The 16,763-nt window shown below is 64.6% G+C and carries 19 protein-coding genes and 1 tRNA gene; 14 read left to right on the top strand and 6 right to left on the bottom strand.

Going from position 1 to position 16,763, the window contains the following annotated elements; genetic code table 11:
• Positions 1–222: 222 nt before the first annotated feature.
• Together NLM32_RS00510 and NLM32_RS00505 are read right to left on the bottom strand one after the other, a co-directional pair.
• Positions 223–1,425: a CaiB/BaiF CoA-transferase family protein gene (locus NLM32_RS00510; RefSeq protein WP_254127259.1), complete on the bottom strand. Its 1,203-nt coding sequence runs from the start codon at positions 1,423–1,425 to the stop codon at positions 223–225.
• 174 nt (positions 1,426–1,599) lie between these two features.
• Positions 1,600–2,025 (bottom strand): organic hydroperoxide resistance protein, encoded by a 426-nt coding sequence (locus NLM32_RS00505; RefSeq protein WP_254127257.1) that lies wholly within the window; start codon positions 2,023–2,025, stop codon positions 1,600–1,602.
• Between the two features lie 157 nt (positions 2,026–2,182).
• Here NLM32_RS00505 and NLM32_RS00500 point away from each other — a divergent pair, with 157 nt between their 5' ends.
• Positions 2,183–2,641 carry a MarR family winged helix-turn-helix transcriptional regulator gene (locus tag NLM32_RS00500; protein WP_254127255.1) on the top strand — a complete coding sequence of 153 codons (459 nt, stop codon included), beginning with the start codon at positions 2,183–2,185 and terminating at the stop codon, positions 2,639–2,641.
• 9 nt (positions 2,642–2,650) lie between these two features.
• Here NLM32_RS00500 and NLM32_RS00495 read toward each other — a convergent pair whose 3' ends face one another.
• From NLM32_RS00495 to NLM32_RS00485, 3 genes are all read right to left on the bottom strand, one after another.
• Positions 2,651–2,893: a GIY-YIG nuclease family protein gene (locus NLM32_RS00495; RefSeq protein WP_254127253.1), complete on the bottom strand. Its 243-nt coding sequence runs from the start codon at positions 2,891–2,893 to the stop codon at positions 2,651–2,653.
• A gap of 139 nt (positions 2,894–3,032) precedes the next feature.
• Positions 3,033–3,108: transfer RNA gene (locus NLM32_RS00490), tRNA-Ala, on the bottom strand.
• A gap of 91 nt (positions 3,109–3,199) precedes the next feature.
• A complete protein-coding gene (locus NLM32_RS00485) occupies positions 3,200–3,607 on the bottom strand; it encodes a TIGR02300 family protein (protein ID WP_234682465.1) in 408 nt (135 codons plus the stop codon).
• Between the two features lie 159 nt (positions 3,608–3,766).
• Between NLM32_RS00485 and aroA the strand changes: the two genes are divergently transcribed.
• From aroA to NLM32_RS00420, 13 genes are all read left to right on the top strand, one after another.
• Positions 3,767–5,104 carry a 3-phosphoshikimate 1-carboxyvinyltransferase gene (gene aroA, locus NLM32_RS00480; protein ID WP_254127251.1) on the top strand — a complete coding sequence of 446 codons (1,338 nt, stop codon included), beginning with the start codon at positions 3,767–3,769 and terminating at the stop codon, positions 5,102–5,104.
• Complete coding sequence (gene cmk / locus NLM32_RS00475) at positions 5,101–5,739, top strand: (d)CMP kinase (protein WP_254127249.1); 639 nt, start codon at positions 5,101–5,103, stop codon at positions 5,737–5,739. Before aroA ends, cmk begins: the two co-directional genes overlap by 4 nt.
• 266 nt (positions 5,740–6,005) lie before the next feature.
• Positions 6,006–7,712, top strand: a complete 1,707-nt coding sequence (gene rpsA, locus NLM32_RS00470) for a 30S ribosomal protein S1 (RefSeq protein ID WP_254127247.1) — start codon at positions 6,006–6,008, stop codon at positions 7,710–7,712.
• Positions 7,713–7,903: 191 nt separating this feature from the next.
• Positions 7,904–8,884 carry a signal peptide peptidase SppA gene (gene sppA, locus NLM32_RS00465; protein WP_254127245.1) on the top strand — a complete coding sequence of 327 codons (981 nt, stop codon included), beginning with the start codon at positions 7,904–7,906 and terminating at the stop codon, positions 8,882–8,884.
• A gap of 183 nt (positions 8,885–9,067) precedes the next feature.
• On the top strand, positions 9,068–9,373 hold the full coding sequence (locus tag NLM32_RS00460; RefSeq protein ID WP_007598410.1) for an integration host factor subunit beta: 306 nt from the start codon (positions 9,068–9,070) through the stop codon (positions 9,371–9,373).
• 71 nt (positions 9,374–9,444) lie between these two features.
• The gene (locus NLM32_RS00455; protein WP_254127243.1) at positions 9,445–9,837 is read left to right on the top strand and encodes a lipopolysaccharide assembly protein LapA domain-containing protein; all 393 of its coding nucleotides are present in this window, start codon (positions 9,445–9,447) and stop codon (positions 9,835–9,837) included.
• A gap of 65 nt (positions 9,838–9,902) precedes the next feature.
• On the top strand, positions 9,903–10,562 hold the full coding sequence (locus NLM32_RS00450) for a phosphoribosylanthranilate isomerase (RefSeq protein ID WP_254127241.1): 660 nt from the start codon (positions 9,903–9,905) through the stop codon (positions 10,560–10,562).
• Positions 10,559–11,776, top strand: a complete 1,218-nt coding sequence (gene trpB, locus NLM32_RS00445; RefSeq protein WP_254127232.1) for a tryptophan synthase subunit beta — start codon at positions 10,559–10,561, stop codon at positions 11,774–11,776. The genes NLM32_RS00450 and trpB overlap by 4 nt, the downstream gene beginning before the upstream one ends.
• Positions 11,773–12,609, top strand: coding sequence for a tryptophan synthase subunit alpha (trpA, locus tag NLM32_RS00440; protein WP_254127230.1), 837 nt, complete (start codon positions 11,773–11,775; stop codon positions 12,607–12,609). The genes trpB and trpA overlap by 4 nt, the downstream gene beginning before the upstream one ends.
• Positions 12,610–12,719: 110 nt before the next feature.
• Positions 12,720–13,661, top strand: a complete 942-nt coding sequence (gene accD / locus NLM32_RS00435; RefSeq protein WP_254127227.1) for an acetyl-CoA carboxylase, carboxyltransferase subunit beta — start codon at positions 12,720–12,722, stop codon at positions 13,659–13,661.
• Positions 13,658–15,001: a Mur ligase family protein gene (locus NLM32_RS00430; protein WP_254127225.1), complete on the top strand. Its 1,344-nt coding sequence runs from the start codon at positions 13,658–13,660 to the stop codon at positions 14,999–15,001. The genes accD and NLM32_RS00430 overlap by 4 nt, the downstream gene beginning before the upstream one ends.
• Before the next feature lie 135 nt (positions 15,002–15,136).
• Positions 15,137–15,877 carry a metallophosphoesterase gene (locus NLM32_RS00425; RefSeq protein ID WP_254127223.1) on the top strand — a complete coding sequence of 247 codons (741 nt, stop codon included), beginning with the start codon at positions 15,137–15,139 and terminating at the stop codon, positions 15,875–15,877.
• Positions 15,878–15,937: 60 nt separating this feature from the next.
• Positions 15,938–16,351: an SRPBCC family protein gene (locus tag NLM32_RS00420; RefSeq protein ID WP_254127221.1), complete on the top strand. Its 414-nt coding sequence runs from the start codon at positions 15,938–15,940 to the stop codon at positions 16,349–16,351.
• Between the two features lie 81 nt (positions 16,352–16,432).
• On the opposite strand, the gene trxA is transcribed toward NLM32_RS00420, so the two are convergent.
• Entirely contained in the window at positions 16,433–16,753 is a 321-nt protein-coding gene (gene trxA / locus NLM32_RS00415) for a thioredoxin (protein ID WP_007598398.1), read from the bottom strand.
• Between the last annotated feature and the right edge of the window lie 10 nt (positions 16,754–16,763).

The raw sequence follows: 16,763 nt of genomic DNA, 5'->3' as shown, positions 1-16,763 counted from the left end.
CCCTTGGCCGTTCTCTTGGCCGTCAAAAAGAAGCGCTTGCGCTAGCAGCGCCTTATGACGTTCACATGACTGTGTAAGCGGCCGAAACGAAAGCGGCAAGCGCTGGAAAAGGGAAGCCATCAAATAGGCGAACACGGCGCGGGCAGCCTCCTCCGTTCGCGGTGCACACATGTGCCCGCGCCGCAGTGCGGCATCACCCGTTGGATGCGCGGAGGCTGGGCCCTAGCGCTTGCGCTCGGGCCCGCAGACGACGCCGTTCGCGACCATCGCGTCGATCTCCGCCTTTGAGTAGCCGAACTCACCCAACACCTCCTGGGAGTGTTGGCTGAACTTCGGCGGCAGGCGGCGCAGGCTCGGCTTGCTGCGATCGAGCCGGATCGGCGAGGCCACGCCCTTGTACCAGTCCTTCTCGATGACATCGCCGCGCGCGATCGTGTGCGGGTTGGTCAACGCCTGGTCGATCTTCTGCACGGGACCTGCGGGCAGGCCTGCGGCCAGCAGGCGATTGCACAGCGGTTCGGCCTCGTGCTGGCTGAACACCGCGGCAAGCTCGGCGCGCAGCGCGTCGCGATTGGCGATGCGGTCCTTGTTGCGGGCAAAGCGCGGATCGGTGCCGAGCTCGGGCTTGCCGATCTCCTTGGCGAGCTTACGGAAGGTGCCGTCATTGCCGACGCCGATGAAGATGTTGTCGGTCTTGGTCGGGAAGATCGCGTACGGCACGAGGTTCGGGTGCTCGTTGCCGGTGAGGCCGGGCGGCTTGCCATGCATGAAATAATTCGCGGTGTGCGGATGCATGATGGCGAGGCCGGTTTCGTACAGCGTCGTCTCCAGGAACTGACCCTTGCCGGAGCGCTGCCGCTCGGACAGTGCCATCAGGATGCCGATCGCCGCATAGAGCCCGGTGGTGATGTCGACCAGCGGCACGCCGATCCGCATCGGGCCGCTCTCGGGCGAGCCGGTCGCCGCGATCATGCCGGTCATGGCCTGGATGATCGCGTCATAGCCGGGATTGCCGCCACGCGGGCCGTCGGCGCCGAAGCCGCAGATCCGGCAATGCACGAGACGCGGATATTTCTTGCTAAGCACATCGTTGCCGATGCCCCATTTCTCCAGCGTGCCCGGCTTGAAATTCTCGATCAGGACGTCGGCCGTCTCCAGCATCTTGAGCAGCACGACACGGCCGCCCTCGGAGGCCAGATCGAGCCCGATCGAGCGCTTGTTGCGGTTGATGCCGACGAAATAGGCCGCGTCGTCGTCGTGGAAGGGAGGGCCCCAGTCGCGCACCTCGTCGCCCGCGGGCGGCTCGACCTTGATCACGTCGGCGCCGTGGTCGGCGAGAATCTGGGTGCAGTAGGGGCCGCCGAGCACGCGCGTGAGATCGATGACGCGCAGTCCGCTCATTGCGCCGGTTGCGGCTTCAGTCATGCCTTCGCTTCCCCTGTGTCGATGTTGACGACAGGCCTAGCGAGGTTCGTTCAAGCCAGCAATGGCTTGTCGCGTAGAGGGTCATGCAGCGCAGGCGGCAATCCCGCGGCATGGCAAATCAGGCGGAAGCGGCCGGCCCGAGGGGGATCCCGGGCCAGCCAATCCACCGTCAGATCAGACGACCGTCAGGCGAACGTCGACATTGCCGCGCGTCGCGTTGGAATACGGGCACACCTGGTGCGCCTTCTCGACCAGCGCCTCGGCCTCGGTGCGGGACAGGCCCGGCAGCGAGACGGCCAGATCGATGTCGAGGCCGAAGCCGCCGGCCGAGCGCGGGCCGATGCCGACGGTCGAGGTCACGGAAGCGTCGGCGGGAACCTTCGGTCCGCCCTGCGAGGACACGAACTTCATCGCGCCGATGAAGCAGGCGGCATAGCCGGCCGCAAACAGCTGCTCGGGATTGTTGCCGGCGCCGCCGCCACCGCCGAGCTCCTTCGGCGTCGTGAGCTTGACGTCGAGTGCGCCGTCGAGGGTCGCGGCATGGCCGTCACGGCCACCGGTGGCTTTTGCGCTGGTCTTGTAGAGGACGTTCACGGACATTTTCGTCTCCCTTGGGGTCTTCGGGTTGGGGTGGAATCTATATCGCAAACAATTAGATTGTGCGCAATTGAAATTTGCATGCCTCACATTTAATTGTTCGCAATTGAATGTCGCCCCGCCCGGTCCCACAATGCGGGTCAATCTCGTGAGATTCCCTATGGCCCGGAAATTATCGACCCCGGATCCGCAACGTCTCGACAACCAGATCTGCTTCGCCGTCTATTCGGCCGCGCATGCCTTTAACCGCGTCTACAAGCCGCTGCTCGACCGGCTTGGCCTGACCTATCCGCAATATCTGGTGATGCTGGTGCTGTGGGAGCGCGACGACGTGCCGCTCAAGGACATCGGCGAGAAGCTGTTTCTTGATTCCGGCACGTTGACGCCGCTGCTCAAGCGGTTAGAGGCCGCGCACCTCGTCAAGCGCACGCGCTCCAGCGAGGACGAGCGTCAGGTCCTGATCGCGCTGACGCCGCAGGGGCACGCGCTCAAGGACAAGGCGCGCAGCGTCCCGCAGTCGATCCTGGCCGCGTCGGACTGCTCCGTGTCGGAGCTGGTCGCAATGAAGGACGAGATCGTTGCGTTGAGGGATCGGTTGAATGCGGTGATTGGGGAGTAGGGGGCGGAGCTAGCAGAGCCGCTTTTTCGAGAAGGCGCGACCCGAGTGCGACTTGAGATATTTCTCGAACGCCAGCGCTTTCAGCTTGTCAGGGAAGGCGCAGTACCAGACCAGCTTCCATGGCTTGAACTTCGCCGTGTGGGTGGATTTGCCGGCATCATGTTCAGGCAGTCGTCGCTTCAGATCTTCCGTGGCGCCGATGTATTCCTGGTCGGGAAATTCGATGCTTTGAATGATGTAGACGTACCACATTGACGGGCTATCGCCTGGGTCATCGTGAGCGAGCCAACCAATTGTCAGTCCGTCTTCGCCCTGCGGGCTTCGCCGGACACCACGCTTCGGCCTTCAGGCTCTGCGCGGCTGCGCCACGCGTAGCCCGAAGGGCGAAGCGTGGTGGAGCCAGGCGGGATCGAACCGCCGACCTCTTGCATGCCATGCAAGCGCTCTCCCAGCTGAGCTATGGCCCCTTAACTCTTGGTATGATCCTGGGGGATCACTCCCGACCGGCGAGCCTTCCGACTCGCGCGGTGCACCCTTTTTCACAGATCAGGACTGATCTCAAGTCTCTTCATCACCTCCGACATCACCAATGATGTCGGTAACGTCCTCATCGCCCTCTTCTTCGTCGGCAATGAAGGTCGAATCATCGTCATCGTCGTCATCGAGGGTCTCGTCGACCTCGATATCATCCTCGGATTCGGGGACGACGGCCTTCACCTTGCCGGTGTTCTCTTCGGCATCGGCCTCCTCGAGCGAGACCTCTTCGACCTCTGCCGGCTCCGGCGTGGTATCCGCGGCAGCCGCATGACGAGCTTCGGCGCCGCGGGTCGCGCGGGCCGGCGCCACGGGCGCGATCGGCACAACCTCGCCGGTATAGGGCGAGATCACCGGATTCTTGTTGAGGTCGTAGAACTTCTTGCCCGTGGTCGGGCAAATACGTTTGGTTCCGAGTTCGGACTTGGCCACGGCAGAGGAATCCTGGGATGTCTGAAAAGCGGTGTTTCACTTGGCTAGTTGGCGGCCCGCTGTCAATAGCGCATTACGAGAGAAAGACATGCTCGTGACGGCGGGGAGACCATGTGGTAGGTGCCCGCGAGCCTCTGAGGCGCATCCAAGGACACAATCTTGACCCATTCCGACAAGCCGACGCCGCTGAAGTCGCGCTCGAGCGGCCCCCTGACCGGGAAAGTACGGGTGCCCGGGGACAAGTCGATCTCGCACCGGGCCCTCATCCTGGGCGCGCTCGCGGTCGGCGAAACCCGCATTACGGGCCTTCTCGAGGGCGAGGACGTCCTCAACACCGCCAAATCGATGCAGGCGCTCGGCGCCAAGGTCGAACGCACCGGCGATTTCGCCTGGAAAGTGCAGGGCGTCGGCGTCGGAGGCTTTGCGCAGCCCAAGGCCGCGCTGGATTTCGGCAACTCCGGCACCGGCTGCCGGCTCGTGATGGGCGCCGTCGCCGGCTGCCCGATCTCGGCGATTTTTGACGGCGATGCCTCGCTGCGCAGCCGCCCGATGCGCCGGATCCTCGATCCCTTGGAAAAGATGGGCGCCAAGGTTGCTTCTGCAGCCGAGGGCGGCCGGCTGCCGCTGACCGTCCATGGCGCGCGCGATCCGCTGCCGATCACCTACAAGACCCCGGTTGCCTCGGCCCAGATCAAATCGGCGGTGCTGCTGGCGGGCTTGTCTGCGCCGGGCACCACGACGGTGATCGAGAACGAGGCCAGCCGCGACCACACCGAACTGATGCTGAAGCATTTTGGCGCGGATATCACCTCGGTGGCCGAGGGCGCTCACGGCCGCCGCATCACGCTGGTCGGCCAGCCCGAGCTGCATGGCGCGACCGTCATCGTGCCCGCCGATCCGTCCTCAGCGGCCTTTCCGGTCGTCGCGGCACTGATCGTCGAAGGCTCCGATGTCGTTCTGTCGGACGTGATGACCAACCCGCTGCGCACCGGCCTTTTCACGACGCTGCGCGAGATGGGCGCTTCGATCGAGGAAAGCGACGTGCGCGGTGACGCCGGTGAACCGATGGCGCAGTTGCGCGTGCGCGCGTCGAAACTGCGTGGCGTCGAGGTGCCGCCGGAACGCGCGCCCTCGATGATCGACGAATATCTCGTGCTGGCGGTCGCGGCGTCCTTCGCCGAAGGCACGACCATCATGCGCGGCCTGCAGGAACTACGCGTCAAGGAATCCGACCGGCTCGAGGCCACCGCGGACATGCTCCGCGTCAACGGCGTGAAGGTCACCGTCTCCGGCGACGACCTGATCGTCGAGGGCCGTGGCCATGTGCCCGGCGGCGGCACTGTCGCCACGCATATGGACCACCGTATCGCGATGTCCGCGCTGGTGATGGGCTGCGCGTCCGATCAGCCGGTGACCGTCGACGACACCGGCTTCATCGCCACCAGTTTCCCGGACTTCATTCCGATGATGCGGTCGCTGGGGGCCGAGTTTTCATGATCATCGCCATCGATGGACCCGCGGCCTCGGGCAAGGGCACGCTCGGCAAGCGCCTCGCCCATCACTATGGCTATCGTCACCTCGATACCGGCGTGATCTATCGTGCGGTCGCCTACGCCCTGATGCAGTCCGGTCATGATCTCCGGGACGAGGCGGCTGCGGTGCAGGCCGCGCTGGAACTCGATCCCGAAAAGTTCGGCAATCCCGCCCTCAAGACCCAGACGGCCGGCGAGGGCGCTTCGATCGTTTCGGCAATCCCCCGGGTTCGCGAGGTCCTGCTCACTTTCCAGCGGCAATTCGCCGCCGGTCCGCCCGGTGCCGTCCTGGACGGCCGCGACATTGGAACCGTGATCTGCCCCGACGCCGACGTGAAGATTTTCGTCGTGGCCGACCCGAAAGTCCGCGCCCGCCGCCGCACCATGGAGGCGAGGGCCAGGGGCGAGGAGGCGGATGAGGCGGCGGTGCTCGCCGACATCATCCAGCGCGACGAGCGGGACAAGAACAGGCCGATTGCGCCTTTGAAACCGGCCGCGGATGCTTACTTGCTAGATAACTCCCAACTGGATATAGAAGGCGGCGTCCGGGCCGCCATCGACATTATCGAGGCCGTCCGAGCGGGCCGGTCGCGGGGTTAAGCCGCTGCCGTCATTGGAGGAAGCGCCCGCTCCCGCTCTTTGAGGTCGATACTCTCGGTCCCTGTTTGGGGCCGACGCGATCCAGGCTCCGGACAACAGATTTTCACGTATCGAACGTGCGGGCCCAGCCGGCCCGCTTCCGCTGTTCCGGTCGCAAAACCGGAGCAACGAGCGGTCGCTCGAAGGTTTTGTGGACCTTCCGACACTGCGCGTCCGATACGCCCAACAACCCAACGGCCGGCAAGACATCCGCAACTGGAGAACAAATGGCTTCGACTTCCGCTGATACCTATAGCCCGTCGCGTGACGATTTCGCCGCGATGCTCGACGAGTCCTTCGCAGGTGGCAACCTGCAGGAGAGCTCGGTCGTCAAGGGCAAGGTGGTTGCAATTGAAAAGGACATGGCCGTCATCGACGTCGGCCTGAAGACCGAAGGCCGCGTTGCGCTGCGCGAATTTTCCGGCCCCGGCCGTGAGAGCGAGATCAAGGTTGGCGACGAGGTGGAAGTGTTCCTCGATCGCATCGAGAACGCCCTCGGCGAAGCCGTGCTGTCGCGCGACAAGGCGCGCCGCGAGGAGAGCTGGGGCAAGCTGGAGAAGGCGTTCCAGAACAACGAGAAGGTCACGGGCGTCATCTTCAACCAGGTCAAGGGCGGCTTCACCGTCGACCTCGACGGTGCCGTTGCCTTCCTGCCGCGCTCGCAGGTCGACATCCGTCCGATCCGCGACGTTGCGCCGCTGATGAACAACGCGCAGCCGTTCCAGATCCTCAAGATGGACCGCCGCCGCGGCAACATCGTCGTCTCCCGCCGCACGGTTCTCGAAGAGACCCGCGCCGAGCAGCGTCAGGAGCTGGTGCAGAACCTCGAAGAGGGTCAGGTCATCGACGGCGTGGTCAAGAACATCACCGATTACGGTGCGTTCGTTGACCTCGGCGGCATCGACGGCCTGCTGCACGTCACCGACATCGCGTGGCGCCGCGTCAACCACCCGACCGAGGTGCTCTCGATCGGCCAGACCGTGAAGGTCAAGATCATCAAGATCAACCACGAGACGCACCGCATCTCGCTGGGCATGAAGCAGCTGCTGGACGATCCGTGGCAGGGCATCGAAGCCAAGTACCCGCTGGGTGCCCGCTTCACCGGCCGTGTCACCAACATCACCGACTACGGTGCGTTCGTCGAGCTCGAGCCGGGCATCGAAGGCCTGATCCACGTCTCCGAGATGTCGTGGACCAAGAAGAACATGCACCCCGGCAAGATCGTGTCGACCTCGCAGGAAGTCGATGTGCAGGTGCTGGAAGTCGATTCCGTCAAGCGCCGCATCTCGCTCGGCCTCAAGCAGACCATGCGCAACCCGTGGGAGGTCTTCGTCGAAGGTCACCCGACCGGTTCGGTGGTCGAGGGCGAAGTCAAGAACAAGACCGAGTTCGGTCTGTTCCTGGGCCTCGAGGGCGACGTCGACGGCATGGTCCATCTCTCCGACCTCGACTGGAAGCTTCCGGGCGAGCAGGTGATCGACAACTACAAGAAGGGCGACATGGTGAAGGCCGTGGTGCTCGATGTGGACGTCGAGAAGGAGCGTATCTCGCTCGGCATCAAGCAGCTCGAAGGCGACCCCTTCGCCGAGCCGGGCGATGTCAAGAAGGGCGCGGTCGTGACCTGCGAAGTGCTCGAAGTGAAGGAAAGCGGTATCGAGGTGAAGATCGCCGGTACCGACTTCTCGACCTTCATCAAGCGCTCGGAGCTCGCGCGTGACCGCAACGACCAGCGCGCCGAACGCTTCGCCGTCGGCGAGAAGGTCGATGCCCGCGTGATCCAGTTCGACAAGAAGGCCCGCAAGGTCCAGGTGTCGATCAAGGCGCTCGAAGTCGCCGAAGAGAAGGAAGCCATCGCGCAGTACGGCTCCTCGGATTCGGGTGCGACGCTCGGCGACATCCTGGGCACCGCGCTCAAGAACCGCGACAGCAAGTAAGCGAAACGCTTGCTTTTGCAGACATCAGAGCCCCGGCGCGAGCCGGGGCTTTTTTGTTGCCGTCGTCGTCCCCGGTACCCCGCTCACAGCCTTGTTTTCTTCAAATTGCGCCGCAATTGATGTATCCAGACAAGCCATTGGTCACGTTGTGACGGCACAACGCCAGCGGCCCTTCATTTGGAGATATTCCGATGTCGCTCGATTCTGACATCATCGTCGATCGCCGCAGGATCCGCCGCAAGCTGACGTTCTGGCGCGTGGTGGCCGCGCTGATCGCGATCGCTGCGATCGCGGGCTTTGCGCTGGTCGCGACGCCGGGCGCGCGCGGCACCTTCGCCTCCGCCGGCGCGATCGCGCGCGTGCAGATCGACGGTCTGATCCGCAGCGATGCCGAGCGGACGCGGGCGCTGGAGCGGCTGGAGAATTCGCAGGCCGCCGCTGTGATCGTTCACATCAACTCGCCGGGCGGCACCACCGCCGGCTCCGAGCAGCTCTACGATTCCCTGACGCGCCTGAAGGCAAAGAAGCCGCTGGTCGTCGTGGTCGAGGGTCTTGCGGCATCGGGCGGCTACATCACTGCGATTGCGAGCGACCACATCATCGCGCAGCAGAGCTCGCTGGTGGGCTCGATCGGCGTGCTGTTCCAGTTTCCCAACGTCTCGGAGCTTCTGAAGACGATCGGCGTCAAGGTCGAGGAAGTGAAGTCCACGCCGCTGAAGGCCGCCCCCAACGGTTTTGAGCCGACCAGCCCCGAGGCCCGGGCCGCGCTGGACGCGCTGGTGAAGGATTCCTATGCCTGGTTCAAGGATCTGGTGAAGCAGCGGCGTGGCATGGATGACACGCAGCTCGAAAAAGTGGTCGATGGCCGCGTCTTTACCGGCCGCCAGGCGATCGATCTCAAGCTGATCGATCAGCTCGGTGACGAGAAAACCGCCGTGACTTGGCTCGAGGAGCAGAAGGGCGTCAAGAAGGGTCTTTCGGTGCGCGATTACAAGCTCGAGCCGCGCTTTGGCGACCTGCCGTTCCTCAAGACAGCCGCCTCCGTCACGCTGGAAGCGCTTGGATTCAGCGCGATTGCGCACCAAATCGCGCAAACCGGCGTCGTGCAGGCGGTCGATCGCGTCGGCTTGGACGGGATGCTGGCCCTGTGGCAGCCGGCTGCGTCGAATTGACCGGGAATAAGTGGGAACAACGCGAGCTCGAGAGCTTTTTCCCGTCCCGCGGGTAGCGGTGCAGCCCGCTTTTTCGGCAAATGTCACGCATTTTCACGACGCTCAACCTTCATTTAGCGTCTTGACAGATCACAGTATTTTCACGGAAATGGTCATCCGCACGCTTCCGGGTCCTATTCCTCGATGATCAAATCCGAACTTGTTCAGCGTATCGCCGAGCACAACCCGCATCTGTACCAGCGGGATGTCGAGAACATTGTGAATGCGATTCTCGAGGAAATCGTCGCAGCACTCGCACGCGGCGACCGCGTCGAGCTGCGCGGTTTTGGTGCCTTCTCGGTCAAGCATCGCCCCGCACGCGCCGGCCGCAATCCGCGCACCGGCGCCCATGTCCCCGTCGATCAGAAGAGCGTTCCGTTCTTCAAGACCGGCAAGGAAATGCGCGAGCGGCTCAACCGCGATCATCCGGATCCGGGCGCACCGGACTAGCGCTGTCGTCCGGGTTTTACCTGATGGCCGCATGATGCGGCAGCAAGCTTGATTCAAGACGGGCGCTCGCGATGCGAAAGTTCCTGACCGCGCTGATCCTGATTCCGCTGGCCCTGATCCTGGTGACCTTTGCGGTCGCCAACCGGCACTTCGTCACCGTCTCCTTCGATCCCTTTATGGCGGCCGATCCGGCCCTGTCGATCACGCTGCCGCTGTTCCTGCTGCTGATCCTGGTCGCTGCCGTGGGCGTCATCGCCGGCGGTTGCGCCGTCTGGTTCGGCCAGCGGCACTGGCGCCGTGCCGCGCGCCGCCATGAGGCGGATGCACGGGCCGCCCGGGTCGAGCTGGCCGATCTGCGGGCCCAGACGGCCCCGGCCAAGCCCGAGCCCCGGCACCTTCCGGTGCCCTCCGGGGTCGGCCTTTACGGGGCCATCGGGCGAGACAAGCAGCGCGCGACGTTGTAGAAGCGGCCCCGACCGAAAACCCTGTTTTCCGGCCGCCGCTTGCGGCCTTCACCCGCTTTGAGACCATGTCCCTGCTCGTCAAAATCTGCGGTCTGTCCACGCGTGAGACGCTCGACGTCGCGCTCGACGCGGGCGCCGACATGGTGGGGTTCGTGTTCTTTCCGCCGTCGCCGCGGCATGTCTCGCTGGAGACGGGGCGCGACCTCGGCCGCCAGGCGAAGCAGCGCGCGCTCAAGGTCGCGCTCACGGTCGATGCCGACGATGCCACGCTCGACAACATCATGGACGCGCTGTCGCCGGACATTTTTCAGCTCCACGGCAAGGAAAGCGTGGCGCGGCTGCGCGACATCAAGCAGAAATTCGGCCGCCCGGTGATGAAGGCGGTGCCGGTCGCAACCGCTGGTGATCTCGCCGTGCTGCCCGGCTATGCCGCGGTCGCCGACCGCATCCTGTTCGACGCACGCGCGCCGAAGGATGCGACGCGGCCTGGCGGTCTCGGTGCCCCCTTCGACTGGCACCTGCTCGAAAATCTCGATCTCAAACTGCCCTACATGGTCTCGGGCGGACTTCACGCCGACAACGTCGCCGAAGCCCTTCGCGTCACCGGCGCCGGCGGCGTCGATGTGTCCTCCGGTGTCGAGAGCACGCCCGGCGTCAAGGACCCCGAGCTGATGAAGGCCTTCATTCGCGCCGCGCGCGCCACTCAAGAGTTGAGCGTTCGATGAACATCGCCAAACCAAATTCCTATCGCAGCGGGCCCGACGAGCGCGGCCATTTCGGCATTTTCGGCGGACGCTTCGTCGCCGAAACCCTGATGCCGCTGATCCTCGATCTGGAGAAGGCCTACACCGCGGCCAAGGCCGATCCGGCCTTCCAGGCCGAGATGAACGGCTATCTCAAGAACTATGTCGGCCGGCCCTCGCCGCTCTATTTCGCCGAACGTCTCACCGAACATCTCGGCGGCGCCAAGATCTATCTCAAGCGCGAAGAGCTCAACCACACCGGCTCGCACAAGGTGAACAACGTGCTCGGCCAGATCATGCTGGCGCGGCGCATGGGCAAGAAGCGCATCATCGCCGAGACCGGCGCCGGCCAGCATGGCGTCGCCACGGCGACGCTGTGCGCGCGCTTCGGCCTCGAATGCGTGGTCTATATGGGCGCCGTCGACGTCGAGCGGCAGCAGCCCAACGTGATCCGCATGGAGATGCTGGGCGCAACGGTGCATCCGGTGCAGTCGGGCACGCGCACGCTGAAGGACGCGATGAACGAGGCGCTGCGCGATTGGGTCACCAACGTGCACAACACGTTCTATTGCATCGGCACGGTGGCGGGGCCGCATCCCTATCCGACGCTGGTGCGGGACTTCCAGTCGATCATCGGCAACGAGACCAAGACGCAGATGCAGGAGGTCGAAGGCCGCCTGCCGGATTCGCTGGTCGCCTGCATCGGCGGCGGCTCGAACGCGATGGGCCTGTTCCATCCGTTCCTCGACGATCCCTCCGTCGAAATCTTCGGCGTCGAAGCCGCGGGCCACGGGCTCACGCAGCTGCATGCAGCCTCGATCGCGGGCGGCCGCCCCGGCGTGCTGCACGGCAACCGCACCTATCTCTTGATGGATGCCGACGGCCAGATCCAGGACGCGCATTCGATCTCGGCCGGCCTCGACTATCCCGGCATCGGCCCGGAGCATTCCTGGCTGCATGAGATCGGCCGCGTCAATTATCTCTCCGCGACCGATGACGAGGCGCTCGCCGCGTTCCAGCTGCTCTCGAAGCTCGAAGGCATCATTCCCGCACTCGAGCCCGCGCACGCCATCGCCAAGGTGATGGAGCTCGCGCCGAAGCGACCGAAAGACCACCTGATGGTCGTCAATCTCTCCGGCCGCGGCGACAAGGACGTCCCGCAGGTCGGCGACATCCTGAAGGGCAAGAGCAAGTGACCACGCGTATCGACACCCGTTTCGCCGAGCTGAAGAAGCAGGGCCGCGCGGCCTTCGTCACCTATGTGATGGCCGGCGACCCCGATCCGGCGACGTCGCTCGAGATCGTCAAGGCGCTCTCGACATCAGGCGCCGACGTCATCGAGCTCGGCATTCCCTTCACCGATCCGATGGCGGATGGTCCCTCGATCCAGGCCGCCGGGCTCCGCGCGCTCAAGGTCGGCATGACCTTGAAGAAGACGCTCGATCTCGTGCGCGACTTCCGTAAGGCCGACAACGCCACGCCGCTCGTGCTGATGGGCTATTACAATCCGATCTACATTTACGGCGTCGACAAGTTCTTGGCTGATGCCAAGACGGCCGGCGTCGACGGCCTCATCATCGTCGATCTGCCGCCGGAGGAAGACGACGAGCTCTGCATTCCCGCGCTGAAGGCGGGGCTGAACTTCATTCGCTTGGCGACCCCGACCACCGACGACAAGCGCCTGCCTGCGGTGCTCGCGAACACGTCAGGCTTTGTCTATTACGTCTCCATCGCCGGCATCACCGGCGCTGCGGCCGCGGACGCGAATGTCGTCGGGGAAGCCGTCGCGCGCATCAAGCGGCACACCAAGCTGCCGATCTGCGTTGGTTTTGGCATCCGTACGCCGGAAGCGGCGCGCGCCATTGCCGAGAAGGCCGATGGTTCGGTGGTCGGCACCGCGCTGGTCGATGCGCTCAAGAACAGTCTCGATGCCGAGGGGCGCGCAACCGCCAAAACCGTTAATGCCGTGGCCGAGCTGACGGCCGCCTTGGCCCAGGGCGTCAAGGGTGCGAAACAGGCGGCCGAGTAGGCCATAATTCCGCTGCTCGGGCGGGTGACACAGCCGCTTGCCGGGTAAAGGCCCGGCCGCCATATATCTCTTCAGGCGATCCCCTGCGGGCTCGCACATCGGAGCAAACCATGAACTGGCTTACCAATGTGGTCCGGCCGAAGATCCGCAACATGCTGCGGCGGGAGACGCCGGAGAATCTGTGGATCAAGTGCCCGGATTCCGGACAGCTTGTGTTCTACAAGGACGTCGAGGCCAATCAGTTCGTCATCCCCGGCTCGAACTATCACATGCGCATGGGCGCGGTGGCGCGGTTGAAGTCGATCTTCGACAACGAAACCTGGTTCGATGTTGCCCTGCCCGAGGTCACGCCGGATCCGCTGAAGTTTCGCGACGAGAAGAAGTATGCCGACCGCATCAAGGATGCGCGGGCGCGCACCAATCTGAACGATGCGGTCAAGGTCGGCTACGGCAAGCTCGAAGGCGCCGGCGTCGTCGTCGCCGTGCAGGACTTCGATTTCATGGGTGGCTCGCTCGGCATGGCTGCCGGTGAAGCCCTCGTGCGCGGGCTCGAGCTTGCGGTCGAGAAGAAATCGCCGTTCATCGTGTTTGCGGCATCCGGCGGCGCGCGCATGCAGGAAGGCATCCTGTCGCTGATGCAGATGCCGCGCACCACCGTCGCGGTGCAGATGCTGCGTGAGGCAAAACAGCCCTACATCGTCGTGCTGACCAACCCGACCACCGGCGGCGTCACCGCATCCTATGCGATGCTCGGCGACGTGCAGATCGCCGAGCCCGGCGCGCTGATCGGCTTTGCCGGTGCACGCGTGATCGAGCAGACCATCCGCGAGAAGCTGCCGGAAGGTTTCCAGCGCGCCGAATATCTGAAAGAGCACGGCATGGTCGACATGGTCGTGCATCGCCACGAGCTGCGTCCGACCTTGGCGCGGCTCTGCCGCCTGCTGACCAGGGCGCCGGCGCAGGAAGGGGCGTCGAAATCGGTGCAGCCAGTCGTCAGCCCGGCACAGATCGTATCGGCTCCCGAGACGGCGCCGGCAGCGCCCCACGCGTGAACGCCTCCGCTGACAGTGCAAAGCCGCCGCTCGGTGAATTGATCGGGCGGCTGTCGGCCCTGCATCAGAAGCGCATCGATCTCGGGCTCGAGCGGATGCATCGCCTGCTCGAGCGGCTCGGTCATCCCGAACGCAAGCTGCCGCCGGTGATCCATGTCGCCGGCACCAACGGCAAGGGCTCGACGGTCGCATACTTGCGCGCCACGCTGGAGGCCGCCGGCCTGCGCGTCCACGCCTACACCTCGCCTTATCTCGTCCGCATCAACGAATGTTTTCGCCTCGGCCGCGCCGGTGGTGGCGTGCTCGTCTCTGACGACGAATTGCGCGCGGCGTTGGAAGAGGTCGAGCGCGTCAATGCCGGCGAGCCTGCGACCGTCTTTGAGCTGAAGACCGCGGCCGCCTTCCACCTGTTCGCGCAAAATCCTGCCGACGCGGTGCTGCTCGAAGTCGGCCTCGGCGGCCGGCTCGATTCGACCAATGTGGTCGATACGCCCGCGGCCTGCGTGATCACGCCTGTCAGCATGGACCACATGGATTTCCTCGGCGATACCCTGGCATCGATCGCCGGCGAGAAGGCCGCGATCATCAAGCACGGCGTGCCCGTGGTGTGCGCGGAGCAGTTGCCGGAAGCGATGGCGGTGATCGAGGCGCAGGCCAAGCGCATGCGCGCGCCGCTGTTTGCCGCGAATGAAAGCTGGCACGTCAATGTCGAGCATGGGCGTCTGGTCTATTCCGACGAGCGCGGCCTGATGGATCTCGCGGCGCCGCGGCTGTTCGGCCGCCACCAGTTCGACAATGCCGGTCTTGCGATCGCGACGCTGCGGGCGATTCCGACGTTCAAGGTCAACCACGCAGCGTTCGAGGCCGGCATCGTCGGTGCCGAATGGCCGGCACGGATGCAGCGTCTCACCTCGGGCGAACTGCTCGCTCTCGCGCCGCGAGGCAGCGAGATCTGGCTCGACGGCGGGCACAATGCCGAAGGCGGCCGCGTCGCGGCTGCCGCGCTCGGCGACCTCGAGGAGCGGGTGTCGCGGCCGCTGGTCGTCATCGCCGGCATGATGGCCAACAAGGATGCGCAGGCGTTTCTGGCCAATTTCGCAGGCCTCACCCGCCACATCATTGCGGTGCCGATTCCGGACACCGAGAACGCGATGCCGGTGGATCGTCTCGCGGACGCGGTCCGCAGCCTCGGCATGCGCGTGGAGATCGCCCCCGGCATCGAGGCGGCGCTGTGCGCTCTGTCGAAGCTCGCCTACGAGGTGCCGCCGCGCATCCTCATCACCGGCTCGCTCTATCTCGCCGGCCATGTGCTGGGGCTCAACGGCACGCCTCCTGCATAGATGGTCTCGTGTCCCGGACAAGCGCAGCAAAGCGGAGCGCAGAGCCGGGACCCAGAGTGCCACCACATGGGCCCCGGCTCTGCAGCGCACCGCTGAAGAAGCGCTGCGCTGCGTCCGGGGCAGGAGAGACCAACAATGCGTTTTGCCGCGATTGCCGACGTCCACGGAAACTATCTCGCGCTGGAGGCGGTTCTTGCCGACATCCGCGCGCAAGGCATCTCCGACATCGTCAATCTCGGTGACATGCTCAGCGGTCCGCTCGATGCACGGCGCACCATCGAGATCCTGATGAAGCTCGACGCCGTGCATGTGCTCGGAAATCACGACCGCTATCTGCTCGATCGTCCCCCGGAGAAGATGGGTTCGTGGGACCGTCCCGCGCATGCGCAGCTCACTGCGGCGCAGCTCGACTGGCTGCGCGCGCAGCCGATGACGCGGGTGTTTCGCGATCAGGTCTTTCTCTGCCACGCCACGCCCGAGGATGACGAGATCTACTGGCTCGACACCGTGCTTCCCGACGGCACGGTGGCGCTGTCGCCGCTCGACCGGATCGAGCCGTTTGCGCAAGGCGTGACGCAGCCGCTGATCCTCTGCGCCCACACGCATCTTGCCCGCGCCGTGCAGCTTCGCGACGGCCGCCTGATCGTCAATCCCGGCAGCGTCGGCAGCCCCGGCTATCGCGACGTGCATCCGTTCCCGCATCTGGTCGAAGCCGGCACGCCCCACGCGCGCTATGCGATCCTCGAGTTCGTCGACGCCGCCTGGCGGGTGACGTTCCGCCAGATCGCCTATGATCATGAAACGATGGCCGCGCTCGCCCGCCGCAACAATCAGCCGGAGCTCGCGAACGCGCTGGCAACGGGGTGGATCAAGTAGCGCCGCGCTCCATCCGTGCTACCCTTGCTATATTCGTCGATATCAAGGGGGGAACGCGTGATGGATGCCTGGCGAACCGAATATGCCATCGAGACGTCGGCAACCCCAGAGACGATCTGGAGCATTTTTTGCGACGTACCTGGCTGGAAAAACTGGAACGCGGGCATCGAGCAGATCGACATTGACGGGCCATTCGCGGCCGGCACCTGGTTCACGATGAAGCCGCCCGGTGAGGAGGCGCTGCGGTCGCAACTCATCGATGTGCGCGAGAACGTCCACTTCGTCGACGAAACGCGGGTCGGCGATCTCGTCATCAAGGTCGCCCATCGCATCGAGCCGCTCGGATCGGCGCGCACGCGAATCATTTACGCCGTTGATGCGCAAGGCCCGGAGGCCTCCGACATCGGTCCGGCTGTTTCCGCAGATTTTCCCGAGGTTCTCGCAAGCCTGGCGAAGCTCGCGGAGCAGAAATAGGTCGCTCGCCGAGCCACGGACAAAATAAAACGGCCGGCGATTGGCCGGCCGTTTTCGAAAATCATCGTGTCGCGAGGTGGATCAGACCGCCGAGGTGATCCACTGCTGGAGCTTCGCCTTCGGCGCCGCGCCGACCTGGCGGGAGGCCATCTCGCCGCCCTTGAAGATCATCAGGGTGGGGATCGACATCACGCCATACTTCGACGCGGTCTTCGGGCTCTCGTCGACGTTGAGCTTGACGATCTTGACCTTGTCGCCCATCGCGCCGGCGATCTCATCGAGGGCGGGTGCGATCATGCGGCAGGGGCCGCACCATTCGGCCCAGAAATCGACGACGACCGGACCGTTCGCCTTGAGCACTTCGGCTTCGAAATCGGTATCGGAAACCTTGCCAACGGCCATTGGAGTACCT

This window comes from Bradyrhizobium sp. CCGUVB14, from assembly GCF_024199935.1.
Lineage (GTDB): Bacteria > Pseudomonadota > Alphaproteobacteria > Rhizobiales > Xanthobacteraceae > Bradyrhizobium.
The sequence above is the reverse complement of the archived record's forward strand: the minus strand, read 5'-3'. Positions and strand labels throughout refer to the sequence as shown.